This window comes from Thermosulfurimonas sp. F29 (assembly GCF_019688735.1).
In the GTDB taxonomy this organism is placed as follows: domain Bacteria; phylum Desulfobacterota; class Thermodesulfobacteria; order Thermodesulfobacteriales; family Thermodesulfobacteriaceae; genus Thermosulfurimonas_A.
Genome location: NZ_JAIFYA010000002.1, coordinates 152,697 through 177,601, shown reverse-complemented (window position 1 = coordinate 177,601; position 24,905 = coordinate 152,697). Strand labels below are relative to the sequence as shown.

General features: G+C 57.9%; 25 protein-coding genes and 1 tRNA gene. 10 read left to right on the top strand and 16 right to left on the bottom strand.

The genetic code is table 11. The annotated features are described in order from the left end of the window. Positions 1-53: 53 nt before the first annotated feature. From K3767_RS05475 to K3767_RS05465, 3 genes are read left to right on the top strand one after another with little or no spacing between them, the layout of a single operon-like run. A complete protein-coding gene (locus K3767_RS05475; protein ID WP_221172562.1) occupies positions 54-2,732 on the top strand; it encodes a UPF0182 family protein in 2,679 nt (892 codons plus the stop codon). A gap of 5 nt (positions 2,733-2,737) precedes the next feature. Next, a complete protein-coding gene (locus K3767_RS05470; protein WP_221172561.1) occupies positions 2,738-3,598 on the top strand; it encodes a lytic murein transglycosylase in 861 nt (286 codons plus the stop codon). Next, entirely contained in the window at positions 3,564-4,736 is a 1,173-nt protein-coding gene (locus tag K3767_RS05465) for a Xaa-Pro peptidase family protein (protein ID WP_221172560.1), read from the top strand. The genes K3767_RS05470 and K3767_RS05465 overlap by 35 nt, the downstream gene beginning before the upstream one ends. Before the next feature lie 71 nt (positions 4,737-4,807). Here the strand turns inward: K3767_RS05465 and def are convergent, their stop codons facing one another. From def to K3767_RS05445, 4 genes are read right to left on the bottom strand one after another with little or no spacing between them, the layout of a single operon-like run. Further along, positions 4,808-5,320: a peptide deformylase gene (gene def, locus K3767_RS05460; protein WP_221172559.1), complete on the bottom strand. Its 513-nt coding sequence runs from the start codon at positions 5,318-5,320 to the stop codon at positions 4,808-4,810. Continuing rightward, positions 5,299-6,228: a branched-chain amino acid ABC transporter permease gene (locus K3767_RS05455; protein WP_221172558.1), complete on the bottom strand. Its 930-nt coding sequence runs from the start codon at positions 6,226-6,228 to the stop codon at positions 5,299-5,301. The genes def and K3767_RS05455 overlap by 22 nt, the downstream gene beginning before the upstream one ends. After that, positions 6,225-7,097 (bottom strand): branched-chain amino acid ABC transporter permease, encoded by an 873-nt coding sequence (locus K3767_RS05450; RefSeq protein ID WP_221172557.1) that lies wholly within the window; start codon positions 7,095-7,097, stop codon positions 6,225-6,227. Before K3767_RS05450 ends, K3767_RS05455 begins: the two co-directional genes overlap by 4 nt. Before the next feature lie 9 nt (positions 7,098-7,106). After that, positions 7,107-8,246 (bottom strand): ABC transporter substrate-binding protein, encoded by a 1,140-nt coding sequence (locus K3767_RS05445; RefSeq protein WP_221172556.1) that lies wholly within the window; start codon positions 8,244-8,246, stop codon positions 7,107-7,109. A gap of 159 nt (positions 8,247-8,405) precedes the next feature. Here K3767_RS05445 and K3767_RS05440 point away from each other — a divergent pair, with 159 nt between their 5' ends. Continuing rightward, positions 8,406-9,665, top strand: a complete 1,260-nt coding sequence (locus tag K3767_RS05440) for a glutamate-5-semialdehyde dehydrogenase (protein ID WP_221172555.1) — start codon at positions 8,406-8,408, stop codon at positions 9,663-9,665. A 5-nt stretch (positions 9,666-9,670) separates the two neighbouring features. On the opposite strand, the gene K3767_RS05435 is transcribed toward K3767_RS05440, so the two are convergent. The 5 genes from K3767_RS05435 to K3767_RS05415 form a co-directional block, all read right to left on the bottom strand. Continuing rightward, positions 9,671-10,987, bottom strand: a complete 1,317-nt coding sequence (locus K3767_RS05435) for an amidohydrolase (RefSeq protein ID WP_255592303.1) — start codon at positions 10,985-10,987, stop codon at positions 9,671-9,673. Positions 10,988-11,327: 340 nt separating this feature from the next. Continuing rightward, positions 11,328-12,608, bottom strand: a complete 1,281-nt coding sequence (serS, locus tag K3767_RS05430) for a serine--tRNA ligase (protein ID WP_221172554.1) — start codon at positions 12,606-12,608, stop codon at positions 11,328-11,330. 19 nt (positions 12,609-12,627) lie between these two features. Next, entirely contained in the window at positions 12,628-14,649 is a 2,022-nt protein-coding gene (feoB, locus tag K3767_RS05425) for a ferrous iron transport protein B (RefSeq protein ID WP_221172553.1), read from the bottom strand. After that, positions 14,634-14,945 carry a FeoA family protein gene (locus K3767_RS05420; RefSeq protein ID WP_221172552.1) on the bottom strand — a complete coding sequence of 104 codons (312 nt, stop codon included), beginning with the start codon at positions 14,943-14,945 and terminating at the stop codon, positions 14,634-14,636. The genes feoB and K3767_RS05420 overlap by 16 nt, the downstream gene beginning before the upstream one ends. Before the next feature lie 2 nt (positions 14,946-14,947). Further along, on the bottom strand, positions 14,948-15,397 hold the full coding sequence (locus K3767_RS05415; protein WP_255592302.1) for a Fur family transcriptional regulator: 450 nt from the start codon (positions 15,395-15,397) through the stop codon (positions 14,948-14,950). 388 nt (positions 15,398-15,785) lie between these two features. Here K3767_RS05415 and K3767_RS05410 point away from each other — a divergent pair, with 388 nt between their 5' ends. Both K3767_RS05410 and K3767_RS05405 read left to right on the top strand, forming a co-directional pair. Then, positions 15,786-15,953 carry a hypothetical protein gene (locus K3767_RS05410; protein WP_221172550.1) on the top strand — a complete coding sequence of 56 codons (168 nt, stop codon included), beginning with the start codon at positions 15,786-15,788 and terminating at the stop codon, positions 15,951-15,953. Between the two features lie 82 nt (positions 15,954-16,035). After that, the gene (locus K3767_RS05405; protein ID WP_221172549.1) at positions 16,036-16,179 is read left to right on the top strand and encodes a hypothetical protein; all 144 of its coding nucleotides are present in this window, start codon (positions 16,036-16,038) and stop codon (positions 16,177-16,179) included. Here K3767_RS05405 and K3767_RS05400 read toward each other — a convergent pair. From K3767_RS05400 to K3767_RS05380, 5 genes are all read right to left on the bottom strand, one after another. Beyond that, complete coding sequence (locus K3767_RS05400) at positions 16,172-16,717, bottom strand: hypothetical protein (protein ID WP_221172548.1); 546 nt, start codon at positions 16,715-16,717, stop codon at positions 16,172-16,174. The genes K3767_RS05405 and K3767_RS05400 overlap by 8 nt on opposite strands. A gap of 88 nt (positions 16,718-16,805) precedes the next feature. Further along, complete coding sequence (locus K3767_RS05395; protein ID WP_221172547.1) at positions 16,806-17,045, bottom strand: hypothetical protein; 240 nt, start codon at positions 17,043-17,045, stop codon at positions 16,806-16,808. A 270-nt stretch (positions 17,046-17,315) separates the two neighbouring features. Next, on the bottom strand, positions 17,316-17,753 hold the full coding sequence (locus K3767_RS05390) for an ATP-binding protein (RefSeq protein WP_370630441.1): 438 nt from the start codon (positions 17,751-17,753) through the stop codon (positions 17,316-17,318). A 165-nt stretch (positions 17,754-17,918) separates the two neighbouring features. Beyond that, positions 17,919-18,149: a putative toxin-antitoxin system toxin component, PIN family gene (locus tag K3767_RS05385; protein ID WP_221172545.1), complete on the bottom strand. Its 231-nt coding sequence runs from the start codon at positions 18,147-18,149 to the stop codon at positions 17,919-17,921. Further along, entirely contained in the window at positions 18,149-18,334 is a 186-nt protein-coding gene (locus K3767_RS05380; protein ID WP_221172544.1) for a hypothetical protein, read from the bottom strand. The genes K3767_RS05385 and K3767_RS05380 overlap by 1 nt, the downstream gene beginning before the upstream one ends. A gap of 208 nt (positions 18,335-18,542) precedes the next feature. Here K3767_RS05380 and K3767_RS05375 point away from each other — a divergent pair, with 208 nt between their 5' ends. Beyond that, positions 18,543-18,767: a type II toxin-antitoxin system HicB family antitoxin gene (locus K3767_RS05375; RefSeq protein WP_221172543.1), complete on the top strand. Its 225-nt coding sequence runs from the start codon at positions 18,543-18,545 to the stop codon at positions 18,765-18,767. Between the two features lie 226 nt (positions 18,768-18,993). Here K3767_RS05375 and K3767_RS05370 read toward each other — a convergent pair. Beyond that, positions 18,994-19,070 (bottom strand) — tRNA-Met (locus K3767_RS05370). A 63-nt stretch (positions 19,071-19,133) separates the two neighbouring features. Between K3767_RS05370 and K3767_RS05365 the strand changes: the two genes are divergently transcribed. Further along, the gene (locus K3767_RS05365) at positions 19,134-22,544 is read left to right on the top strand and encodes an AAA family ATPase (protein WP_221172542.1); all 3,411 of its coding nucleotides are present in this window, start codon (positions 19,134-19,136) and stop codon (positions 22,542-22,544) included. Here the strand turns inward: K3767_RS05365 and K3767_RS05360 are convergent. Then, entirely contained in the window at positions 22,541-22,918 is a 378-nt protein-coding gene (locus K3767_RS05360) for a hypothetical protein (protein WP_221172541.1), read from the bottom strand. The two genes, K3767_RS05365 and K3767_RS05360, sit on opposite strands and share 4 nt — an antisense overlap. Positions 22,919-23,126: 208 nt before the next feature. Between K3767_RS05360 and K3767_RS05355 the strand changes: the two genes are divergently transcribed. Together K3767_RS05355 and K3767_RS05350 are read left to right on the top strand one after the other, a co-directional pair. Next, positions 23,127-24,236 carry an inositol-3-phosphate synthase gene (locus K3767_RS05355; protein WP_221172540.1) on the top strand — a complete coding sequence of 370 codons (1,110 nt, stop codon included), beginning with the start codon at positions 23,127-23,129 and terminating at the stop codon, positions 24,234-24,236. Then, positions 24,226-24,903 (top strand): hypothetical protein, encoded by a 678-nt coding sequence (locus K3767_RS05350; RefSeq protein ID WP_221172539.1) that lies wholly within the window; start codon positions 24,226-24,228, stop codon positions 24,901-24,903. Before K3767_RS05355 ends, K3767_RS05350 begins: the two co-directional genes overlap by 11 nt. Positions 24,904-24,905: the final 2 nt, after the last annotated feature.

The following is a 24,905-nucleotide window of genomic DNA, read 5'->3' as shown; positions in this document are numbered from 1 at the left end:
TTCTATCTCTACATCAAACTCGTGGAAGAGCCACGAGAGAAGAAAGCCTCCCCGTGAAAGTTCGCCTTTCCGTTCTCATACTGGCCCTTCTGGGTCTGGCCGTTGGACTTTTCTCCCCCTTCGTGCGTTTCTACACCGACTATCTATGGTTCCGGGATCTGGGTTACGCACGGGTGTTTCTGGTACGCTACCAGGCGGAGGCTCTCCTTTTCGGGGTCTCCGCGCTCCTTGCGGGGCTGATATTTTACCTCCATGGATATCTGGTTCAGCGCCAGGCCTCCCGGGGTGGGCTCTGGGCCCAATATCTGGACCCCCGGCTGAGGCGCATCCTTTCGGAAAAGTTTCGTCTGCTTCTGCGGGTGGTGTCCCTCATCCTGGCCCTGTCCTTCGGACTTTCCTCCCGCGGTCTCTGGAGTGACTTCCTTCTGGCCCTTCACGGGAAGGGCTTCGGGCTGAAGGATCCTCTTCTTTCCCTGGATGTGGGTTTTTATGTGTTCAGGCTTCCCTTTCTCCGTTACCTGGGAGACGCGGCTCTGGCCCTCTGGACCCTTCTTTTTCTTTCGGGAGTGCTCGTATTTCTGGCTCAGGGGCACCTGGAACGCGGTGGACCTCTGGGGGTAAGGCTCACGCCGACCTTTCGGCGCTATCTGGCCGTGATGTTGGCGCTGTTTTTCCTGCGCCTGGCCTACGATCTATTCCTTGATCGGGCGGACCTCCTCTTCGACGAACGCGGCGTGGTCTTCGGAGCGGGATACACCGAGGCCAGGGTGGTGCTCCCGGCGTTGAACGCCCTGGTATTGCTTTCGCTTGCCGCGGCGGTGCTCTCGGCCCTTTTCGTCCTGAGACCCAGACGCGAGATCCTCCTGGGCCTTACCCTGGGCTACGCCCTGATCTACTTTCTGGGGCTCCGGGTGCTACCCGGGGTGGTTCACCGGTATGTGGTGCAGCCCAACGAACTCGACAAGGAAAAAACCTACATAGCCTACGAGATCCGCTACACCCGGGAGGGGTTCGGTCTGAATCGGGTGGTGGAAAAACCCTTCCGCTTCGGAAAACCCCTCACCTACGCGGACCTCCAGCGCAACGCCTCCACCATAAAGAACATCCGCCTGTGGGACCATCAGCCCCTGCTCGAAACCTACAGCCAGATCCAGGAAATCCGCACCTACTATCGTTTCGTCTCCGTGGACAACGATCGATACCTCATAAACGGGGAACTCAGGCAGGTCATGCTTTCGGCCCGGGAGCTTTCCTACGAGGATCTACCCAGCAAGTCCTGGATCAACCTCCACCTCATCTACACCCACGGCTACGGCCTCACCCTGGGGGTGGTCAACCAGGTCTCCCCGGAGGGGCTTCCGGTGCTTCTCATAAAGGACATCCCTCCGCGCTCGGTCATAGACCTTCGGGTGAAACGCCCGGAGATCTACTTCGGGGAACTCACCACCACCTACGCGGTGGTGGATACCCGACTCAAGGAGTTCGACTATCCCGCCGGGGAGGAAAATGTCTACACCACCTATCGGGGAAAGACCGGGGTGCGGGTGGGGGGAATCTTCCGCCGCCTCCTTTTTGCCTATCGCTTCGGGACGAGCAAGTTCCTCTTCTCCCGGGACATCCGATCCGAAAGCCGCATTCTTTACTATCGCGAGGTGCGGGGAAGGGTAAAGCGTCTGGCCCCCTTTCTGCTGGTGGACCCCGATCCCTATCTGGTAATCGGAAAGGACGGGCGTCTCTTCTGGTTCGTGGATCTTTACACGGTCTCCGACCGGTTCCCCTACTCGCGCCGGGTAAAGGGCCTGGGCAATTACATCCGCAACTCCGCCCTGGCCGTGGTGGACGCCTACCACGGAACGGTACGCTTCTACCTTAAGGATCCCCGGGACCCCCTGATCCGGACCTATCAGGAGATCTTCGGGATCTTTCGGCCCCTTTCGGAACTCCGGGAGGATCTTCGCCGGCACATCCGTTATCCCCATCGGCTCTTCTCCCTTCAGGCCCGGCTCTACGCCCGTTACCACATGACCGATCCCAGGGTGTTTTACAATCAGGAGGATCTGTGGGAGATCCCTAAAAGCCCCAGGGATCCCCGTCGTTACATAAGGGCCTACTACACTATCATGAGACTGCCCGGGGAGACCTCACCCGAATTCATCCTGATGGTGCCCTTTACCCCGGCCAGGAAGAACAACCTTTCGGCCTGGATGTGCGTGCGCTGTGATCCGGAACACTACGGCGAGATGCTGGTCTATCGTTTCCCGAAGCAGACCCTGGTTTACGGTCCCCAGCAGATCGAAAGCCGCATCAACCAGGATCCGGACATCTCCCGGCAGCTCTCCCTATGGGACCAGCGGGGAAGCCGGGTCATCCTGGGCACCCTCCTGGTCATCCCCATAGAAGGCAACCTCCTTTATGTGCAACCTCTTTACCTTAAGTCCGAGACCGGACAGATCCCCGAGCTCAAGAGGGTCATCGTGGCCTACGGCGGGAGCATCGCCATGGCTCCGACTCTGGAGGAAGCCCTTCTTGAGCTTTTCGGGTCTCCTCTGGAGAGGGCCGCCTACCGCACCCGCAGGACCGTCAGCGGAATCCTCAGGGCCGCAAAACCCCGGGCCGAAGCCACCCGCGAGTTCCTCCGGGAACTTTATCGCCGGGCCGAGGAGGCCCTGAGGCGCGGCGATCTCGAGGAATTCGGAAGGCTCTGGAAAAAACTGGGCGAGGCCTTAAGATAGAGAGCATGCGGTTTCTTTGCGTGGGGCTTCTTCTCGTGTTCTTTCCGGCGAACCTGCATGCGGTCCCTCCCGTGTTTGAACCCCTCAAGGTCCGTCTGATCCGGGACGGACTCCCGCGGGAAAAGATAGAGCGCCTCTTCTCCGACCCGCGAGTGCGTTTTCTTCCCCAGATCATGCCCCGCAAGCTCACCTGGGACGAAACCAGGCTTCCCTACCGACAGTTCCTGCGCCCGGAAAGGATCGCCCGGGCCCGGGCCTTTCTGAGGGATTACGCCCCGCTTTTACGGGAGCTGGAAGAACGCTTCGGAGTGGAAAAGGAGATCCTGGTGGCCCTTCTTCTGGTGGAATCCGATCTGGGGCGTCACCATGGTCGCTACGAGGTCTTCAATGTGCTGGCCAGCATGGCCGTCTCCTCCGACTGGGAGAGGGTGAAACCCTACCTGAGGCGTGAGCTTTCACCCGAGGAAGAAGACCGCCTCAGGCGGATCATGGCCCGCCGGGCCCGCTGGGCCTACCGGGAACTAAGGGTGCTCCTTGAGCTTTCCGGGAAGTACGGGCTCGATCCTCTGAGCCTCAAGGGCTCCATATTCGGGGCCTTCGGCTATCCCCAGTTCGTTCCCAGCAGCTTCAGAGAGTACGCCGTGGACGGAAACGGCGACGGCCGAATAGATCTTTACGACCTCACCGATGCCCTGGCCAGTGCCGCCAATTATCTCGCGCGACACGGATGGCGTCCGGGGCTTTCCCGGGAGGAGAAGAAGCGGGTCCTCATGACCTACAATCACAGCGAACCCTACGCCGAAACCATCCTCGCCATAGCGGAGAGGTTGCGTGATCCCGAAGATCGAGATCGAAAGACGCCTTGAGGCCCTGCGCCGGAGCCTCCGGCGGGAAAATCTCGAGGCGGCACTCCTCACCCATCCGGTTCATCTTTTCTACTTCACCGGAAGTTTCGCTCTGGGACACCTGGTGGTGACCCCACGGGAGGTCCGCTTTCTGGTGTTTCGTCCCCTCGAGCGGGTCAAGCGGGAAAGTTCCCTTCCCGCGGAGACCTTCCGTTCCCTGAGAAAACTTCCCGGAGTGCTTCGGGAATGCGGAGTGAAGAGGATAGGGCTTGAGTTTTCCGCCCTGAGCCACGGGCGTTTCCTTCGTTATCAGGAGGTGCTTTCCGACTTCGAACTCCGGGATGTTTCGCCGCTCCTTGCGGAGCTTCGGTGGCGGAAGTCCGCCTACGAGGTGGAATGCATGCGCCGGGCGGCCCGAAACCTCTCCGAGGCCCTTGCGGAGGCTCTCCCGGAGATCCGACCGGGCCTGACCGAGCTTGAGGCCCTCTCCCGTATCGAGGCTGCTTTGAGAACTCGTGGCCATCCGGGGTTCGTGCGCTCTTTTCGCGGCAACGAGTTCTCCACCGGGCTTCTGGTTTCCGGACCGGAAGCCGTGGAACCCTCCTTCATGGTGGCCGGAGAAGGGGGGCCGGGAGTCCCGGGCTTCCCTTCGGGAGCCAGCCTCAAGAAGCTCCGGCCCGGAGAGCCCGTGCTTTGCGATCTTTCCGGTTTTGAGGCCGGCTACTATGTGGATCAAACCCGGATGTTCTCCCTGGGCGAGCCAACCAAAGAGGTGCGCGAGCTTTTCGAGCTTTCTGAAAGACTCATGCAGGCCGCGGAGGCGGCCCTCCGTCCGGGAGTCCCGGCCGAGGAGGTCTACTTCGCCGCCCTCCGCGAGGCCGAACGCCTGGGAGTGTCCCGCTACTTCATGGCTCACGGTGAGGAGGGCGTCGGCTTCGTGGGACACGGGGTGGGACTTTTCATCGACGAGGATCCTCCCCTCGCCCCGGGGGTGAAGACCAGGCTTGCCCCGGGAATGACGCTTGCCCTGGAACCCAAACTCCATGTTCCGGGAACAGGGGTAATCGGGCTCGAGGATACTTTTTATCTTTCGGAAACAGGAAGGGAGATTTTAACTATTTTTCCGAGATTTTTTCAAATAATTCCTATCAAATCGTAATAACAATGGTTGCAAAAGTGGAGAAGATTCCGTAAGGTAAAAATAGGGTGATCGTTTGAGGGTAGAGACGATTACTTACCGCGGGGGCGGTGTTTTTTCCACCAGCGCTGGAAAAGCTTGCGTTTGAGGGGGGAGAGGTGGTCTATGTAGAGGATGCCGTCCAGGTGATCGAGTTCGTGCTGGACGGCCCGGGCGGCAAGCCCCTCCAGTTCCAGTTCGAAGGGATTCCCCTCCCGATCCAGAGCCCGGACCAGCACCCGGGCCTTCCGACGCACCTTGGCCGAATAGCCCGGGATGCTGAGACAACCCTCCTCCTCGTAGAGCTCCTCCTCAGCCTCCACGATTTCGGGGTTTATGAAGACCAGGAGCCCTCGCGGGCCTTCCTCTTTTTCGGAAAGGTCCATAATAAAGAGTCGCTTTAATACCCCCACCTGGTTTGCGGCCAGCCCCAGACCCTTGGCCGCACGCATGGTCTCCACCATGTCTTCGATGAGAGCCTGGAGGTCACCGTTTATCTCCCGGATCTCCTCGGCCCGGTCCCGCAGAAGGGGATCGCCGAAAATCAGGATCTTGCGAACCGCCATAGCCTCCTCTCCAGAGCCGAAATGAGCCCCTCCGGGCAGTAAATCATTACCAGTATAAGAATGATTCCGAAAATTACCACCTCGTAATCCTCGAAGCGGGAGAGTATCTCGGGCAGAACGGCCAGAAAAACTGCTCCCCCCACTGCTCCCCAGAGGCTCGCGATCCCGCCTACGACCACCATGGTCACGAACTTGATGGAATGAAGGAAGGTGAAGCTGTAGGGGCTTATGAAGGTAACGCAGTGGGCGTAGAGAGAGCCGGCTAGAGCCGCCAAAGAGGCCGAAAAGAGAAATACCCCCAGCTTCAACCGGTGAATGTTATACCCCAGAGAGCGCAGGGCCGCTTCGCTGTCGTGAAGGGCAAGAAGGGCCCGTCCCCAGGGGGAGTAAATGATGTGGAGCGCGATCACCAGAAAGAGGATCACCAGGATCCACACCACGAGAAAGTAACTCCTGAAGGAAAGGGGAACCCAGGGAAGCGGGGGAATCCCCACCAGGCCCGAAGGTCCTCCGGTGAGGTTTACGGTCTCCTTGAAGAAGACCTCGGCGATCACCCCCAGGCCGAGGGTGGCGAGCGCCAGATAGTGCCCCCGCAGTTTGAGCGTGGGGAGCCCCAGGAGAAAGGCCACGACGAGGGTCAAGACCTGGGCGAAGAGGATACCCAGCAGGGGCGAGACCCCGTACCTGGTGGAGATTATGGCCGAGGCATACGCCCCCAGGCCGTAAAAGGCGGCGTGCCCCAGGGAAACCTGCCCGGCAAACCCCATGAGAAGGGAAAGCCCTATAACCACCAGCACCTGAAGCCCCACCATGGTGAGCACATTGAAGAGGTACTCGTTCCGGAGACCCAGGTATAGCCCCAGAATCACCCCTACGAGGGCCATAATCTTGAGGTATTCCCGCCTCACAGTTTCTCCACCCTTTCGGGACTGAGGAGTCCCTCGGGCTTCACGAAAAGCACCGTCAGAAGCAGCAGGAAGGCCACGGCATCCTTGTAGGCGGAGGATAGGTAGCCTGCGGCCAGGGCCTCGAGAACGCCCAGGGTGAATCCTCCGAGAAGGGCTCCCCAGGCCGAGCCCAGCCCTCCGAATACCGCGGCGCTGAAGCCCTTGAGTCCCAGCATGGTGCCCATGTCGTAGGCGGCAAAGGTGAGCGGTGAAATGATAATCCCGGCCAGCCCCGAGAGGGCCGCACTCAGAGCGAAGGAGAGGGCCGTAAGCCCCGAGAGATTGAGCCCCAGCACCCGGGCCCCGAAACGGTTGTAGGCGCAGGCCCGCATGGCCTTCCCCCACAGAGTGAACCTGAAAAAGGACTCCGTAGCCACGAAGGCCAGGGCCGATACCGCAAGCACCAGAAGCCCCTGACGGGGGAGCGTGGCCCCGAGCAGGTGCAGAGGGGCCGGGGAAAGAAAGGGACGCACCGGCAGGGGCTCCTTACCCCAGGCGAACATGGCCAGCCCCTTTATGAGAATGGAGACTCCGATAGTGATAATGATGAGGATTAAGGGATTGGTCGTGCGGGCCGGGCGAAGGGCGAGGCGCTCCGTAAGTACCCCGACGAGAGTGGCTCCGGCCAGGGCCACGACGATCATCAGGGCCAGGGGCCAGCCCCGTCCCGAGAGCCAGGCCGTGATCATGGCTCCCAGCATCACGAACTCGCCCTGGGCGAAATTGATCACCCCTGTGGCGCTGTAAATGATCATGAAACCCAGGGCGATGAGGGCATAAATGGCCCCGTTCACCAGCCCGGAAAAGAGAAACTCGAGAAAGTTATCCATTTACCTCCTTTATTCCTCAAGCAGGTGAAAGTCTCCGTTCCTGATCTCCACCAGCACGAAGGCTTCGCGCTCGGAAAGACCGTTGTGATCCTGGGGGCTCATGTTGAAGACACCGTGGATGCCCTTGAGGCCTTTTATGCGTTCCAGGGCGTTCCGGATCCCGGCCCGATCGGCTCCGGCCCTGGCCAGGGCCTCCTTAAGGAGGAGAAAGGCATCGTAGGCGTGTCCTCCAAAGGAGGAGGGCTCTTTGCCGTAGCGAGCCCGGTAGCGCTTGATGTAGCTCAGGAGGAGGGGCTTTTGCGGGTCGCTGTCCGGGAGCTCGTGGGCCACGATGAGTTTTCCGGCCGGAAGGATGATGCCCTCGGCGGCGGCCCCGGCCAGCTCGATGAAGCGCCTCGAGGCCACCCCGTGACTCATGACGAGCTTCTGGGTCATGCCCAGCTCACGCATGTTACGGGCCACGATGGCCGGCCCCGGATTGGTCCCCCAGCAAATAACGACCTGGGCCCCGGTCTTGCGGATCCGAATAAGCTGGGGCTTCATGTCCGTGTCCTTGGGGCCGAAGAGCTCGTCCGCCACCACGGTGATTCCGTACTGAGGGGCCAGTCGCTTGAGCTCCTCCCGACCGCTCTGGCCGAATCCGTTGGAAACCGTAAGGAGGGCCACCCTGGTGAGCCCCTTGCGGCGAAGGTACCGGTAGATCTTTTTCACCGCCAGGCGGTCGCTCTGGGCCACCTTGAAGACATAGGGGCGCACCGGTTCCACGATCTTGATTCCGGCCGCACAGGAAATAAGGGGCACCCGATAGCGTTCGGCCAGAGGGGCCACGGCCAGGCTGGTTCCGGTGCGGCTGGGACCGATCACCGCCAGCACACGATCCTGCATCACCAGGCGCATGAACTTCTGCACCGCAAGCGTCTCCTCACCCTGGGTGTCGTAGATGACCACCTCCACGGGATGGCCGTTTATGCCCCCGGCCCGGTTGATCTCCTCTACCAGCATCTCCAGGGTCTTCTTCTCCGGATCACCGATAAACGAGGTGGGACCAGTCACCGAAAAGAGGGCTCCTATTCGATAGGGTTTTTTGGCCAATACCGGGGAATCGAAAAGGAGAAAGAACAACAGAATCCAAAGACATACCTTACGCATCAGCCCCTCCTGCAAGCAAGATTTAACGGGGATAATGCCAAAGCCTTTACTCGTTGTCAAACCTTTTACCCGCCGAACCTTTTCAAAAAGCCCGTTTTGGGTTGCTTTTGCGTGGTCTTGCGGTTTAAATAGGAAAAATTTCCGGCAAAGGAGGGGGTTATGGCTGAGGTAGAAGCTATGGTTGCCGATCTGGCCCGGCGGGCCCGGGAGGCTTCCCGAAAGCTTTCCGCCCTTTCTACGGAAGTGAAAAATAGAGTCCTGCTGGAGACCGCCCGTCGCCTGCGTGAGGAAAAGGCCTATATACAGGCTGAAAATGAAAAAGACCTTGTTTATGCCCGAGAAAAAGGACTTTCATCCGCCCTAATCGACCGACTTACCCTTTCGGATAAGGTTATAGAGGGGATGGCCCGTGGACTTGAAGAGGTGGCGGCCCTCCCCGATCCGGTGGGGGAGGTGGTGAAGATGTGGCGCAGGCCTAACGGTCTGTGGGTGGGACGTATGCGTATCCCCCTGGGGGTAATCGCCATGATCTACGAAAGCCGTCCCAATGTAACCATCGACGCAGCCGGGCTCTGTTTCAAGAGCGGAAACGCCGTAATTCTGCGCGGGGGGTCAGAGGCCATCAATTCCAATCTGGCTCTGGCACGGATCTTTCGGGAGGCTCTCCGGTCCGCGGGGGCCCCGGAGGACGCCGTACAGGTGGTCCCCACCACCGATAGGACGGCGGTAAGTGTGCTTTTAAAACTTGAAGAATATATTGATCTCATCATCCCCCGGGGAGGGGAGGGATTGATCCGCTTCGTAACCGAGAACTCGCGCATCCCGGTCCTCAAGCACTACAAGGGAGTCTGTCATGTATATGTCGACAAATATGCGGATCTGGATATGGCTCGACGCATCGCGGTGAACGCCAAGGTACAGCGTCCCGGAGTATGTAATGCCATGGAAACCCTCCTTGTGCACCGGGATGTGGCAGGGAAATTTTTACCGGTGGTGGGTGAAGATTTTAAGAACTACGGAGTAGAACTGCGGGGTTGTCCCGAGACCCGGAAGCTTATCCCCTGGGCCAGGGAAGCCACGGAGGAGGACTGGGAGGCCGAATACCTGGATCTCATCCTGGCCGTAAGAGTGGTGAGTTCCATGGAGGAGGCTCTGGACCACATTGCCCGGTATGGTTCCAATCATACCGAAACCATCGTTACCGAGGACTATCACCGGGCTATGCGGTTTCTGCGCGAAGTGGATGCCTCCGTGGTAATGGTCAATGCCTCCACCCGTTTCAATGATGGCGGTGAGCTGGGATTGGGGGCCGAGATAGGAATCTCCACCACCAAACTACACGCCTACGGTCCCATGGCCCTGGAGGAGCTCACCTCGCTCAAATTTATTGTCTTCGGGGAGGGCCAGATTCGGGAATAGTGTGATCATTTCCGGAGGAGCGTGCGGATCTCCCGAACTACTTCCGCAATTCGGATCCGCACCTCCTCCTCATTAACGGTAAGAAACTTTCCCCTGCGCATGAGCCAGTGTCCCTCCACCATTACATCGACAACCGCCCCGGCCCGGGCACTGTAAACCAGAAGGGAAAGGGGATCGTGAACCGGGGTAAGATCCGGCCGGGTAAGGTCCAGGGTGACCAGATCGGCCCTAAACCCCCTCTCTAGCCGTCCGCATTCGGGGAATCCGAGAGCCCGGGCCCCCTCCTCCGTGGCCAGGCGAAAGACCTCCCGAGCCGGAAGGACGGTGGGGTCCCGGTAAAGACCCTTTTGAAGGAGGGCGGCGGTGCGCATCTCCGAAAGGAGATCCAGATCGTTGTTGCTGGCCGGTCCGTCGGTGCCCAGGGTCACCCGGACTCCGGCGGCAAGCATCTCCGGAATCCGGGCTATCCCGGAACCCAGCTTGAGATTGCTCTCCGGACAATGAGCCACCGAAACCCCCCGGCGGGCAAGGAGCTCTATTTCTCCGTCCGTGAGTTCCACCGCGTGCGCTATATGAAGGTTTCCCGTGAGGAGCCCCAGGGAGTCGAGATGAGCCACCGGCCTCCGACCGTAACGCGAAACACACTCTTTTACCTCATCTTCGGTCTCCGAGAGATGGATGTGAACGGTGGCTCCATAGCGTTCGGCAATACGACGGATCTTTTTAAGGGTCTCCGGGGAACAGGTATAAACCGCGTGCGGACATACCATAATGTTGATAAGGGGGTGCCTTTCGAAATTTTTAAGAAGCTCCTCGGTAAGGTTAAGTCCTTTTTCCAGGGCACCGTAACCCGGGGAAGGAAAATCAAACAGTCCCTCCCCCAAGGCCGCCCGAACCCCTGTCTCCTCCACCGCTCGGATCACCCAGGGCTCAAAAAGATACATGTCACAAAAGCAGGTAACACCCGAACGCAACATCTCGCACACGGCCAGTTTGGCCCCCCAGTAAACCCATTCGGCTCGCAGGTGGCTTTCCACGGGAAAGATATAGTTGTGGAGCCAGACCATGAGGGGAAGGTCATCCGCCAGACCCCGGAATATGGTCATGGGGGCGTGCGTATGAGCATTGACTAATCCGGGAAAGACCAGGACCTCTCCCAGATCCTCTACAGGAAGATTCGAATATCTTTGGATAAGTTCCTCGGTAGAGCCCACCGCTTCAATCCGTTCCCCCTGAATAAGAAGGGCTCCGTCTTGAATGGGTTCACGGTCCCAGGCCGGCAGAATCCACGACGCTTTAAGAATATACATCTTCCCAGCCATTTTAACGGAAAACCCCTTTTAAAGTTCCTCCCTATGTACCAACATAGTCGAAATCGGTGATTTTTAAAGATGGTCTCATGGCAAGGCGGGCTTCTTGACGCCCGTTCGGGATAATGCTAAATCCTTATTCAACTTTATGAAATCGGAAAGTCCTTCAGAAAAAATCGGACGGCGCTTGAGCGGAGAAGAAGAAGCCATTCTTCGGGCTACGAAGGAAATTGTCATAAAGTTTATAGAGATGGGGCGCTGTTCCCCCGCCTCTTTTGAGGAAGTATTCACTCTAGTGTTTCGAACTATAAAAAAAACCATCCAGGATAGTTCTATTAAAGAAAAAAAGTAATTATTCTGACTTTTCTAGGCGTTCCATCCCTCCCATATAGGGACGGAGGACTTCCGGTATCGCCACCGAGCCGTCGGCCTGCTGATAATTCTCCAGGATGGCCATTACCGTGCGCCCCACGGCCACACCGGAACCGTTCAGGGTGTGCACGAAACGGGGTTTACCGCCTCCTTTAGGGCGATAACGGATTCTCGCTCGCCGGGCCTGAAAGTCCTCGCAGTTGGAACAGGAGGAAATCTCCACAAAGCGGTTCTGCCCCGGGGCCCAGACCTCGATGTCGTAAGTCTTGGCCGCGGCGAATCCCAGATCACCGGTACAGAGAAGAACCACCCGGTAGGGAAGCCCCAGAAGCTGCAGCACCTCCTCGGCGTCAAGCAAAAGGCTCTCCAGCTCCTCGTAAGAGGTCTCCGGAGTGGTGAGCTTTACCAGTTCCACCTTGTTGAACTGATGCTGTCTCACGATGCCCCGGGTGTCCCGCCCGTGGGCCCCGGCCTCGGAGCGAAAACACGGGGTATAGGCCGTGTAATAAAGGGGAAGCACCTCCTCGGGCAGGATCTCGTCCCGGTGAAGATTGGTAACCGGAACCTCGGCCGTGGGGATCAAGTAGTAATCCCAATCCTCGAGTTTAAAGAGGTCTTCCTTAAATTTGGGAAGCTGTCCGGTGCCCACAAGGGTGGTCTCGTTCACGATAAAGGGGGGCAGAACCTCACGGTAGCCGTGCTTGCGCACATGAAGGTCGAGCATGAAGTTGATGAGGGCTCGTTCGAGAAGGGCCCCCGCCCCGTGATACACCACGAATCGGGAACCGGTGATCTTGGCCGCCTGTTCGAAGTTGAAGATTCCCAGCTCCACCCCGATTTCCCAGTGCGGTCTGGGTTCAAAGTCGAAGCGCGGAAGATCTCCCCAGCGTTTGACCACCTGATTCTGGGTTTCGTCCTCTCCCACCGGCACACTTTCGTGGGGAATATTGGGAAGCTCGAGAAGGAGGTTCTGCTCTTCCCTTTCTATTTCCCGCAATCGCTCCTCGAGCTCCCTGAGCCTCTCCCCGATCCCCCGGACCCGTGCCACCAGAACCTCGGCGTCCCGGCCCTCCTTTTTCAGACGGCCTATCTTCTCCGACAAAGTCTTTCGTTCATGGCGAAGGGCATCCACTTCGGCAGTGAGCCGCCGCCTCTCGGCGTCAAGATCGAGGATTTGATCCACCGGGTAATCTCCTCCCCGACTCCGCAAACGCTCCTTAACCCAGTCCGGTCTTTCCCGAATGAGCCTGAGATCGAGCATAGACCTCCTCCCTCGTCCTTTATCCTAGCACAATGAGTCCCAGGCGATAAGTGAAGAAGGCCATAACCCAGGCCAGGACCAATTGATAAACGACATTGAGTAAAGGATAACGGAAGCTTCCGGTTTCCTTCCATATGGCCGCAAGCGTCCCCACGCAGGGCACATAAAGCAGAACAAAAACCATAAAGGCCAGGGCCGCCGCCGGATGGAGTCCCGAAGCCCGGAGGGCTTCCTCCAGGGTCTGGGAGGTATCCTTCCCCACCTTGTAAAGCACCCCCAGAGAGGAAACCACCACCTCTTTGGCCACGAAACCGGTCACCAGGGCCACGCTCATACGCCAGTCAAAGCCCAGGGGCGCAAGCAGGGGTTCCAGGAGGTGTCCGGCCCGGCCTATATAACTCTGGCTCAACTCCGGAGGGCCGGCCTGGGTACGGGGGAAAGCGGAAAAGGCCCACAGCAGCACCGAGGCCGCCAGAATCACCCCTCCCATTTTCCGGAGATAGATCCTGGTGCGATCCCAGACATGGAAGAAAAGCCCTCTCACCGTGGGCAACCTGTAGGGAGGGAGCTCCAGAACGAAAGGGATATCCTCCTCTCGAATGAGGATCCGCCCGAAAAAGCGGGCCACCAGGGCCGCCAGCACCACCCCCAGGGCATAGAGTCCGAAGACCACCTGCGTTTCGTGCCCTCGAAAGAAGGTCCCGGCGAAAAGTACATACACCGGAAAACGGGCCGAACAGCTCATGAGCGGATTGATGAGAATGGTGAGGATGCGCTCCCGGGGATTTTCCAGGGTCCGGGTGGCCAGGATGGCCGGAACATTGCAACCGAACCCCATGAGAAGAGGAATGAAGGCCTTGCCGTGCAGACCCAGGGAATGCATTACCCTGTCCATGATAAAGGCCGCCCGGGCCAGATATCCGGTATCCTCAAACAGACTGATCCCCAGAAACAAAAAAAGGATGTTGGGAAGATAGACCAGGACCCCTCCCACCCCTCCCAGGACCCCGTCCACCAGGACATCCCGGAAAAGTCCGGGGGGGAGATGGGCGCGCAGGAGGTTTTCCGAAAACTCCAGGGCCCTTTCCAGCCAGGCCACCGGGTAGGCCCCGAGTTTGAAGGTCAGATAAAAAAGAAGGTACATGAGGCCTATGAAGATGGGGAATCCCAGAAGGCGATGGGTGAGGATGTCGTCCAGGCGTTCGGAGAGGGTCTTCCGGGAAATGGCCGAAACCCGCACCGCCTCCCGCACCGCCCCGGCTATAAAACCGTAGCGGGCCTCCACGATGAGGGCTTCGGGGGATTCGTCAAAGAGCCGCGTGAGCCGTTCCCTGATGGTCTCCAGCCGGGCAAGTACCGGTGCCGCCGCCGACTCCCCGCGCACCCGATCCAGCACCTCTCGATCTCCTTCAAGGAGTTTGAGGGCCAGCCACCGTCGGGGATAATCCGGAAGAAGGTCTGCCCCGGAAAGGAGTTCCGCAAGTTCGGAAAGGGCGGCCTCTATCTCCCGCCCGTAGTTGATGTGCACCGGACGGCTCTCCCTCCGTCCCTCCACCACCGCCACGAGGGTCTCCGCTAATTCTTCAATCCCCATACCCTTGGTGCCCACGGTGGGAACCACCGGCACCCCGAGGAGACGGGAAAGACCCTCCGTATCCACATAAATTCCGCGGCTCTTCGCCACATCGATCATGTTCAGGACCAATATCAGGGGCTTACCGAGTTCCATGAGCTGCACGGTGAGATACAGATTCCGCTCCAGATTGGAGGCATCCACCACATTGAGGATGACCCGCGGATTCTCCTCCAGGATGAAGTTCCGGGCAATGACCTCTTCCAAGGAGTAAGGGGTGAGGGAATAGATACCGGGAAGATCTACCAGCCGGAAGAGGTACCCCCCGGCCCGGAATTCTCCTTCCTTCTTTTCCACGGTCACTCCGGGCCAGTTGCCCACCTTCTGGCGGGCCCCGGTAAGCCGGTTAAAAATGGTGGTCTTGCCGGCGTTGGGGTTCCCGGCCAGCGCCACTACGATTTCGGACATTTCTCCACCAGCACCTTGGCCGCTTCCTCGTGGCGCAGGGCCACATGGTAGCCCTTTATCTCGTACTCCACGGGATCCTCAAGAGGCGCGTAACGGATGACCCGCACGCGGGTGCCGGGCAGAAACCCCATCTCCAGCAATCTCTGGCGAAAGGCACCGTTGCCCAGGATTTTCACGATGGTGCCTTCCTCTCCGGTGCGCAGTTCATCCAGGGTGGTAAGGTTTTCCACGCGCGGACAGACCCGGCCCTTACGACCGTGACAGTGTCCCCTCCTCCAGCGCCACCGAAACCCCATCACTATGCCCCCTTCTCTCGACAGTTGGAACAGTAGCCCAGGATCTCAAACCGGGTCATCTTGATCTCCACGCCATACCTTTCCGCGTATTCCCGGGCCACTTCCTCCAGACGCTCGTCCCGAAACTCCTCCACCCGGCGACAGGAAAGACAGCGAAAGTGAGCATGAGGCTCGTGCCCGTAAATGTGCTCGTAGTGCATGTGCCCGTCTTCGTGATAGACCTCCTGTACCAGACCGCACTCGATTAGAAGAGGAAGCGTTCTATAAATGGAGGCCTTGGAAATGCGATGTCCCTTATTACGCAGCCGCAGATACAACTCGTCCACATCAAAGTGATCATGTATATTGAAAATCTCTCGCAATATAATCTCACGCTCATTTGTATATCGAAGCCCTTTCTTTTTTATAAAATCCCTAAAAATTTCGAGCTCCGAACCGGGAGGTCTTTCCATAAATCACCTTATTGAAAATTTATTTCAATACTTTAAAGTCTTTCCCCTGGTTGTCAACCAGGCATTATCCTCAAAATTTCCGGACAAGTCCGACTCCCGCGTTGGGGGCTTCGCCACCAAATCCCGGGATGCCTCTCGGTGCGGCTCCTCACTTCTTTTCCGTCTTCACCTATCGGGGGCAGATTACCCCGGGTTTTCATTAACCGGAAACCCGGGAATTTTGGTTGTATTTTCTGCTTATCAAGATAAAAATGGAATAATCAAAGGGAAAAAATATGGGTTATGCCGTAAAGATTTACGAAGCCTTTCGGGAATACGGGGAAGAGAAGGCCCGTCTCCTGGCTGAGGTCTTCGAGGAACTGGAGCGCGCTATCCCCGGATCCCGGAAGTGGCCACCAAAAGCGATCTTTCCGAAACGGAACTCAAGCTCATCAAAGAGATCGAGCAGACCCGAAAGGAAATCAGGGAGGTGGAGGCCCGGATGGTGAGGTGGATGTTTCTTTTCTGGACGGGGCAGGTGGTGGCTATGGTGGGCATCCTCAAGTGGTTGTTTTGAAGTCCGGGGTTGCAGGAGCTCAATCACCGCAGGAGATGGAAACGCCAGGAGAAAAAAAGCCGGTGCGGGAGCCGGAGGCGAGGTGGGCTTCGGCGGAGCCCTCTCGGGACTTTCCGGAACGGCCATGGAGGAGGTGGCCCGCGATGTAATCATCCGGGCTTCCTACGACATCGCCCGCTTCCTGGCTCCGGAAAAGGTGCGGATCACCACCGTGCCGCTCAGGTAAACCAGGTCCCGGGGAGAAAGATCTCCCCGGGACGGGTTCTGCCAAGGCCAAACCATCTCCGTGAAAGGAGGCTATCATAATCCCGGGTGTGGGTTTCGGATCCGAAAAGTTCTTCCTTTTTGAGATTCGCGGTGGTTTTCCCCATCCTGAAGGCCCGCCATTTTTTACCCAGGTAGTCCAGAGCCTCCGGATAGCTCTTTCTGAAGGAGCGAGGGGGCCAGGCCAGGGTGGAATTCCACCATTCCGGTCTCAGGACGGGAAAGGAGGGGATCTCAGGCGGCGGATTGGAATCAGCTCCGTAAAGATCTTTAAGACGATTCTTTAATTTGCCCAATTCCTGCCCGATAAAAGAAGAAAGATTCTTTCCTTCCGGCTTCGCGAAACTTACCGGGGCCTCGTCTCCTTCAAGAGGCACCACCCGGAAACTTCCGAAGCCCCGTCGGCTTCTCGCCCCCAGGCCTCCGAAAACCAAAGCCAGCCACAGGGCGCAAAGCCCGGCGGAAAAGGCCGGCTCCGGCCCGGAAAACCGCACTATCATATAACTTTCCTTCGGATCGAGAGGGGCAACTTTTGGATCAATCCCGGGACCGAGAAGGTAGTTCACCCCCGGTTTCTGTCGTCTTATTTTAAAAAAGTTGGAGCTTTCCCTTTCCCGTTTCTCCAGAACCATAATTCTCAACGGACTTCGCCTTTCGGTGGTCTTTGATTTCCTTTCTGGTTTCCTCGATCTCCCTGGAAAGCTCAAGCTCCACCTCCTCGATTTCCCTGGCCAGCCGGCCCTCCACTTCCTTGATTTCCTTTCGGGTCTGCTCGATCTCTTTGATGAGCTTGAGTTCCGTTTCGGAAAGATCGCTTTTGGTGGCCACTTCCGGGATCCGGGGATAGCGGCGCTCCAGTGCGGTGGCTCCCAGAATAGGTCAAGCACCTCACCGATACTTACATCCCGTTCAAACCCAAGGGGCTCCCTCCAGACCTTCCACCAATAAGGGGTTCCTCCGATGGTGGCATATATCCTGAAAAGCCTCTCCGGGGAAACTTCCTTGAAAATCTCCGTGAGTTCCCTCCACTCAAACGGCCCGAGGTCTATCGTGCCTTAGGTCCGTCCAAAAAGGGGCTGATTACGGTCCTCAAAGGCTTTACATAAGAGAAAGAGAAGAACCCGCAAAGATGAAAAGGACATTGGCCTCGGGATGGAGATCAATCCAGCGCCGCAGATGCCCGGCCAACCCCGGCCAGGACTCAAGGAGATCAGGAAATTCGTCAATAGCCACGACCGGCTTGCGCCCCGAACGCTTACTCTTCTCCGCGAGCAACCAGAAAACTCCCTCGAAATCAAGGGGTAACGGATGCTCCGGCTTGAGAAAACGCATCAAGGACTCCAGAAAAATTCGCGGTGGTTCATGAGAGACGGCCTCGTGGTAAAAAGCCTCCGTTCCGGCTTCCTGCAAGAAATGGCGAATAAGCGCGGTCTTTCCCACCCGTCTGCGTCCCCGTAAAAGGAAAATCCTCAACCCAGGCCGAGTGAGCTCTCGTTTGAGAACCTCGATTTCTCTTTCGCGTCCCCAAAACTCCATAACTTTTCTTGTAATTATTTCTGCCCAAGGGTCTCAAGATCGGACACAAAGCCCTCGCCCTCACCACCACATCGTCATCTCCTTTAAAAGAGCCCTTTTCAAGCTCCTCCCAAAGCTCCTCTTTGAGACCGTAGAGATGTTTGGCAAGAAGAGCTTTCTTTTTAATTAGGGGCTTACAAATTGAGCTATTTCAGATAGCCATACCGCTAGGCGGGCAAGTTCTTCCCGGTCTTTGCTGAACTTAGTCGCTAAGACTCTCAATAGCTCGTCAAAGATCGCTTTGGAAATGAAAAGCTCGTCTTTCCCTTCAAGGACTCGATAGATGGCCTTTTCCGCAAGACCTCCGGGAAAAACCAGAGCGGAGATATAAATGTTGGTATCGAAGACAACCCGCATTAATCCTTGAGATAGCGCTCAAGATCCTCTTCGGTGAGGATGCCCTTCTCGCGAGCCTTGCGAGACCAGTAGTCCTGGATGGACTTAAATTCCTCGGAAAATCTTTGCCTTTTGAGAAGCCTCAAGGCCTCCTGAACCACGCCACTAAGAGTCTTTCCTTCCTCCCGGGCTATCTCCTCCGCCACCCGGGCAAGCTCTGGCGGAAGGGAAATGGTCTCATTCGTTTTCTTCCTGATGGCGAGGGCACCACGACGAAAGGCTCAAGAGCGTTGCCGGAACCGGTCCAGGAGGCGTTCTTACTATTCCAGTAAAGGGTGGACAAAAAGTCAAAGGGTTCTATATTCGGCGATTGGTTGCTATACTTAAACAAATAGTTCCTGAAGAGTTTGAAGAATGAGTAGAAAACGCATTTCGATTGAACCCATACTGCCCGAAGAAGGCGGGGGCTGGCGGGCTTACATCCCCGAACTAGGGGAACTAGCCTTCCAGGGTGATGGCGAAACCCCTCAAGAAGCTCTCGCCAACCTCGAAAAAATCAAGGCCGACCTTTTTAAATTTTATCTCGAGAAGGGCATCCCTATCCCCGAACCGGCCCTTACGATCAAAAAAGCTGCCTAACAACTCTCCTTGAATCCGTTACTTTTTCCCAAAGAAAAATCGGGAATAACCGCCCAAAATCAGAAACACATTCTTGAAAATTACTTTTGTTGTAATTGTGTCTCACCGAGAAACCCTTGGCTATCAACGCTTTCCAGAGAGGTGCCCCAAAGGTACCCCAAAGAGACTATCAAGAATGAATCTCAATTGATGATTTGCTCTAACTCGGCTAAAAATTGAGGAAAATTGGGTGCGGGGGCGGGATTTGAACCCGCGACCTCCGGGTTATGAGCCCGACGAGCTACCAGGCTGCTCTACCCCGCGTCCGCGTCCATTAATGTAAAGACCTTTTCCCAAAAGTCAAGAGCCCTTAAAATAGAGAGGCCCATGAGGATCAAGCGACTGGAGATCTACGGCTTCAAGTCCTTCCCCTATCGGGTTAGCCTGCCCTTTCCTCCGGGGATCTCCGCCATCGTGGGCCCCAACGGAAGCGGGAAAAGCAACATCGTGGACGCCCTGCGCTGGGTCCTCGGTGAACAGAGCCTCAAGCGTCTCCGGGTGAAAAACGCTGAGGACCTGCTTTTTGCCGGGGATCACGGTCGGGCTCCCGGTTTCGCCGAGGTGAGGCTGGTTCTGGAAAACGACGGAAAAGCTCCTGAAAAATTCAAGGACTGGCCCGAAATAGTGGTGGCCCGCCGCCTCTATCGCACCGGAGAATCGGAATTTCTTCTCAACAACCGGGCCTGCCGTCTGAAAGACATCCAGTACCTCTTCCTGGACACCGGCGTAAACCCCAGGGGATACGGACTCATCGATCAGGGGGAGGTGGGGAAATTTCTGGAATGGAGCCCTCAGGAAAGGAGATTCTTTCTGGAAGAGCTGGCCGGCATCTCGCGCTATCGCTTTAACCGGGAGGAGACCCGCCGCAACCTGGCCCGCACCAGGGAAAACCTGGCCCGGGTAGAGGATCTTCTCGCGGAAATAAGGGATCGGGTGCGACACCTCGAGGAACAGGCCCGGCTGGCCGAAGAATTTTTGCGTCTCAGGGAAAAGTTGCGTCGGCTTTCCCTGACCAGGCTGGCCATTCTTTATCTCAAAGCCCTGCGGGAAAGGGAGAAGGCCGAAAAAGCCCTGGAGCGTCTTGAGGAAGCCCGGAGTGAGCTTGAAAAACGAAGGGAGCACCTGATTCCCCTTTACGAGGAGGCCCTGAGGAGGGCACGCACTCTAAAACGAATAAGCAGGGAAAAAGAGGAAACCCTTCACAGCCTCAAGGCCGAGCTTCGCGAGAGGATCGAAAAACTGCGCAGGCTTTATCGGGAAGAGGCAGAAATAGGTAAGCGTCTGGAGAGGGAGCGCACCCGGGCCGAGGCCCTTTCCGAGGAGCTGGAACGCCTGGAGGAGGAAAGACGCCGGCTCGAGGAGGAGATCGCCTCGGGGGAGGAACTTCTGGCCCGGGAAAAAGAGGCCTTTCGCGAGCTGGAAAAGCGTTATCTGGAGCACCGGAAGGCTATGGGAGACCTGGAAAGGGAGGTGCGGAAGAGGGGGGAAGAGGAGGTATCCCTTAAAGAGCGACTCCGCAATGCGGACCGTCTCCTTCAGAAGCTGGAAAAGGAACTGGAGAGGATTCTCGATCGCGAAAACCGTATAGTGAAAACGAGAGCCGAACTTTCTTCCCGTCGGATGGAACTCTCCCGAAGACGAAAAGAGCTGGAGGAGAGGCTGGAGCTCGTGGAGGAAAAACGGCGGAAGGTCGGGGAAGAGGAGGAGGCCACGCGCAAAAAGGAGGAGGGGCTCCGGGCCGAGGTAAAGGTCCTGGAGGAGAGACTTAGGGACATCGCGGGGGAAGAAAGGGCCCTTTTGAGGGAAAAGGAGGGGCTGGAACGGGTAATTCGCGGGGCTCTCCCCCCGGAGCTCAGGCGGCTCAGAGACTCCGGAGAAGGGCTTCGGCTTCTGGCCGAGGTGCTGGAGATACCCCCGGAACGGATTCCCGCCGCGGAAGCCCTGCTCGGTGAAAAACTCACCTATCCCGTGATCAGGGACACGAAAGCGCTGGAGGATCTCCTGCCCAGGGAGGGGGTGCGAGGGGTTTTTGTGGCTCCGGGGGAGGAACTCGAGATCCTGCGGGCCCAGCTGGAGGACCTGGACACCAGGGAGGAGCTGAAAAGCCTTACCGCGGAAAGGCCCGTAAAGAGGGCTTTTTTCCGAAGGGAGAAGGTCCTATTCGAGCCCCCCGGATTTCTGATCAAGGTCGAGGCCGGGGAAAGCGGATTGCTGGCCCTTCGGAAACGACTCCGGGAGATTGCGGTTCGGCTCGGGGAGCTCGAGGAGGAAAGGAAAGGATTGGGGAAGAAAAAGGCCGAGCTGGAAAGAGCGCTTCAAGACCTGCGGGAGTATGCCGGGATCCTGGCCGGAAAAAGGGATACCCTGGAAAGGGAGCGAAAGGCCCTGGCCGGGGAGGTCGAGAATCTGAGACGGGAGGGCGAAAGACTCTCCCAGGAAGAGGCCCTTCTTGACCGGGAGAGAAGGGAGCTTGAGGAACAGCGCGAGATCAGTGTGGCGGAAAAGAAGGCCCTTGAGGAGGAGAGAGCGATCCTCGAAAGGGAGCTGGCGAGGATGGAGGGGGAGGGGAGGAAGGTTCGTCAGCGGTGGGAGGAGTTGAAACGAAGCGGAAGGGAGCTGGAGAGGGCCTTTCGGGAAAGGGAGGCCCGGGTTTCCGAGCTTGCGGGAAGGCTTGAGGCCTTGAGGCGTCGCCGGAACGAGCTTGAGGGAGAAAAACGGAAGGTGGAGGGGCGTCGCAGGAATGCCCTTCAACAGGAGTCCCTCCTTTCCGAGGAACTGAACTTCGTGCGAAACATGTTGCGCAACGAAAGGGAGAATCGGAGCCGGTTGGAAGAAGAGATGGAGAGGGTGGAAAAGGAATGGCTGGAGATCCGGGAAGCCCTGCGGGAGGCGGAGGCTCGAGTTGCCGAGCTCGAGGCCGAGGAGAAGAACCTGGAGAGGGAGCTCGGCAGGCTCCAGGAGAAACGCCACAGGCTGGAACTGGATCGGGTGGAAGCGGAAATGACGCTGGAGCACCTGCGCAGGGAGGCCCGGGAACACCAGGACACGGAAATCGAATCCTTCCTCGAAGAAACGCGACCGGTGAGGCAGGATCTATCCTCCGTGGAGGAGGAAATGGTTCGCTTAAGGGAGCGTCTCGCGGAGTTCCCTCCGGTGAATCTGGCCGCGGCGGAGGAATTAAAGGAGGCCCGTGAACGCCTGGAGTTTCTTTCCTCCCGACGGAGTGAGCTTCTTTCCGCGGCAGAGGATCTGGAGAAGGCCCTTAAACGCCTGGATGAGGAAAGCCGAAAGAGACTACGGGAGGCCCTGGCCGAGGCCAATCGCAAACTCGCCGAGGTGTTTCCCCTTCTGTTTGAGGGAGGGCGAGCGGAACTTTACTTTACCGAAAGCGAGGACCCCCTTTCCGCCGGGCTTGACCTGAGGGTTAAACTCCCCGGCAAACCCGTGAAACACCTGACCATGCTTTCCGGGGGCGAGAAGGCCCTCTGCGCCCTGGCCGTTCTATTTGCCTTTTACCTGGTCAAACCCGGACCCTTCTGCATCCTGGACGAGGTAGATGCTCCGCTCGACGAGGCCAACACCCTGCGTTTCAACGAACTTCTGAAAAAGCTCAGGGAACACTCCCAGGTCATTCTGGTGACGCACAATCCCCGGGTCATGGAAATCGCCGACGCCCTTTTCGGGGTAACCATGGAAGAGCGAGGGGTCTCGAAGGTGGTGAGCGTGAGGCTGGATTAGATGCGTATGGAACCCGGTCGGGGCGGCCGACGGGAGCGGACTAACACGAGAATGATTACCAGGATCAGCACCGCTACCAGAGCGATAAGGGCTTTTCCCAGGATCTGGACCTGGATCTTCAGTTCCTCCAGCTGAACCTGGAGCTCCCGCAAGCGTCTTTCGAGAAGGGGGTTAAGGGTGGAGTTTTCCGTCTGCACGAGGGCCAGGATGCGCTCGTTCTGGTCCTGAATTTGGAGGATCTGAGAGGTAAGGTAACGCAATCGAGCATTATTGTCCCTTACAATCCCGGCCAGGTCCTCCCTCTCCGGGGAAGGAGGGGAAGAGGCCCTCAAAAGACCCGGAAGGATTAACCCGAGCCCCAACAGAAGAAGCACTAACCCGATCCGCCCCCCTTTTTTATCCATAGTTCCTTACCTACCAGAGTTTGTTTTCTTTCACAAGGGGGGCGCGCGGCCCCTTGCACATCAAAACCTTAAAACTTATAGTTATGGCAGCCCGTTTTTTTGCGGGAGGGGCTACCTCTCTGAGGCGGGTCTATAGCTCGGCTTTATTTCAGCAAAATCCAGAGAAGGAGGGGAGGTTATGGCGGAGAAGAAGGTCAGGCTTGCCATTGTGGGCGTCGGAAACTGTGCCAGTTCGCTCATTCAGGGAATCTACTATTACAAGGAGAAGGGTCTCGACGCCATCAAGGGGGTGATGTTTCCGGAGATCGGCGGTTATCATCCCTGGGATGTGGAGGTGGTGGCGGCCTGGGATGTGGACGCCCGCAAGGTGGGCAAGGATGTGGCCGAAGCCATCTTCTCTCCTCCTAACTGCACCACGGTGTTTTACCCGGATGTCCCGAAGACGGGGGTCAGGGTGCGCCGGGGAAAGACCCTGGACGGCTGCGCCGGACACATGAAGGATTACCCCGAGGGGCGCACCTTCGTGCTCTCGGACGAGAAGGAGGACGATCTGGAGGATGTGGTGGCGGTGCTCAGGGACACCGGAGCGGATGTGCTAATAAACTATGTTCCGGTGGGGTCCGAGGAGGCGGCCCGCTTCTACGCCGAGGCCTGTCTCAGAGCGGGGGTGGCTTTCGTTAACGCCATGCCCACCTTCATCGTTTCCGACAGGCAGTGGGGCGAGCGTTTTGCCAAAGAGGGCATTCCCGCGGTGGGCGACGACATAAAGAGCCAGGTGGGGGCCACCATAGTGCATCGGACCCTGGCTCAGCTCATGGTGGATCGCGGGGTACCCATCAAGCGCACCTATCAGCTCAACTTCGGGGGGAACACCGACTTCCTCAACATGCTCGCCCGGGAACGCCTGAAGACCAAAAAGATCTCCAAGACCGAGGCGGTCTCCAGTCTTCTCCCCTACGACATCGGGGCCGAAAACATCCACATCGGTCCCTCGGACTATGTGCCCTGGCTCAAGGACAACAAGATCGCCTACATCCGGCTCGAGGGAGAACTCTTCGGCGGGGTCCCCATGTACATCGAGCTCAAGCTCAGCGTGGAGGACTCGCCCAACTCCGCGGGTTCGGCCATGGACGCCATTCGCTGTGCGAAACTGGCCAAGGACCGGGGAATCGGCGGGCCGCTTATCTCCATTTCCGCCTACACCATGAAACACCCTCCGGAGCAGTATCCGGACTGGAAGGCCCGTCAGATGACCCTAGAGTTTATCGAGGGCAAGCGTGAACGATAGTCCGGAGATCCGCACCTTCAGTGACCTTCTGCGGGTGCTCCGGAGCCGCCCGGAGTGGCTGGAGGAATTGCGTTCCGTGATTCTTACGGCGGACCTCTTGGAGCTTCCCCGCAAATTCGAGGAATTTCTGAGACACCGGTATCCGGAACTGGAAAGACGCGTGGGGGCTCAGGAGGTCCGCCTGTCCCGCATTGAGCGGGATGTGGAACAGCTCAAGAAAGATGTAGAGCAACTCAAGAAAGATGTAGAGCAGCTCAAAAGGGATGTGGCCATGCTCAAGGGAGACAACTTCGAGCGCAAGGTGCGGGAGAAGGCCCCTTCTTACTTCGGGAGGGTGCTTCTCCGCTGTCGGGTGATCCCGGCCGAGGACCTTGCCGAACTGGTGGATGAGGCCTTCGAAGTGGGACGCATTACGGAGGAGGAGCGTCTGGAGGTCCTGCGTCTGGATGTCCTGGTAAGAGGCAAACTCAAGGAATCAAAAAAGGAGGCCTGTCTTGCGGCGGAGGTTTCTCTTACGGTGGATGTGGAGGATGTGAAACGGGCCGCCCGACGGGCCGAAGTCCTGAGACGGATCATGGAGTGTCCGGTGTTGCCGGTGGTTATCGGGGAGAGGATTACCGAAAGGGCCCTGCAGGAGTCCCGGGCCCTGGAGGTAATCGCCGTTTAAGT

Coding starts and splice junctions, on each gene's coding strand:
- K3767_RS05470 (WP_221172561.1), top strand. CDS start 2,738: ATGCGGTTTCTTTGCGTGGGGCTTCTTCTCGTGTTCTTTCCGGCGAAC.
- def (WP_221172559.1), bottom strand. CDS start 5,320: ATGGCGGTTCGCAAGATCCTGATTTTCGGCGATCCCCTTCTGCGGGAC.
- K3767_RS05450 (WP_221172557.1), bottom strand. CDS start 7,097: ATGGATAACTTTCTCGAGTTTCTCTTTTCCGGGCTGGTGAACGGGGCC.
- K3767_RS05445 (WP_221172556.1), bottom strand. CDS start 8,246: ATGCGTAAGGTATGTCTTTGGATTCTGTTGTTCTTTCTCCTTTTCGAT.
- K3767_RS05440 (WP_221172555.1), top strand. CDS start 8,406: ATGGCTGAGGTAGAAGCTATGGTTGCCGATCTGGCCCGGCGGGCCCGG.
- K3767_RS05435 (WP_255592303.1), bottom strand. CDS start 10,987: ATGGCTGGGAAGATGTATATTCTTAAAGCGTCGTGGATTCTGCCGGCC.
- serS (WP_221172554.1), bottom strand. CDS start 12,608: ATGCTCGATCTCAGGCTCATTCGGGAAAGACCGGACTGGGTTAAGGAG.
- feoB (WP_221172553.1), bottom strand. CDS start 14,649: ATGTCCGAAATCGTAGTGGCGCTGGCCGGGAACCCCAACGCCGGCAAG.
- K3767_RS05420 (WP_221172552.1), bottom strand. CDS start 14,945: ATGGGGTTTCGGTGGCGCTGGAGGAGGGGACACTGTCACGGTCGTAAG.
- K3767_RS05415 (WP_255592302.1), bottom strand. CDS start 15,397: ATGGAAAGACCTCCCGGTTCGGAGCTCGAAATTTTTAGGGATTTTATA.
- K3767_RS05400 (WP_221172548.1), bottom strand. CDS start 16,717: ATGATAGTGCGGTTTTCCGGGCCGGAGCCGGCCTTTTCCGCCGGGCTT.
- K3767_RS05390 (WP_370630441.1), bottom strand. CDS start 17,753: ATGGAGTTTTGGGGACGCGAAAGAGAAATCGAGGTTCTCAAACGAGAG.
- K3767_RS05385 (WP_221172545.1), bottom strand. CDS start 18,149: ATGCGGGTTGTCTTCGATACCAACATTTATATCTCCGCTCTGGTTTTT.
- K3767_RS05375 (WP_221172543.1), top strand. CDS start 18,543: ATGAGTAGAAAACGCATTTCGATTGAACCCATACTGCCCGAAGAAGGC.
- K3767_RS05365 (WP_221172542.1), top strand. CDS start 19,134: ATGAGGATCAAGCGACTGGAGATCTACGGCTTCAAGTCCTTCCCCTAT.
- K3767_RS05355 (WP_221172540.1), top strand. CDS start 23,127: ATGGCGGAGAAGAAGGTCAGGCTTGCCATTGTGGGCGTCGGAAACTGT.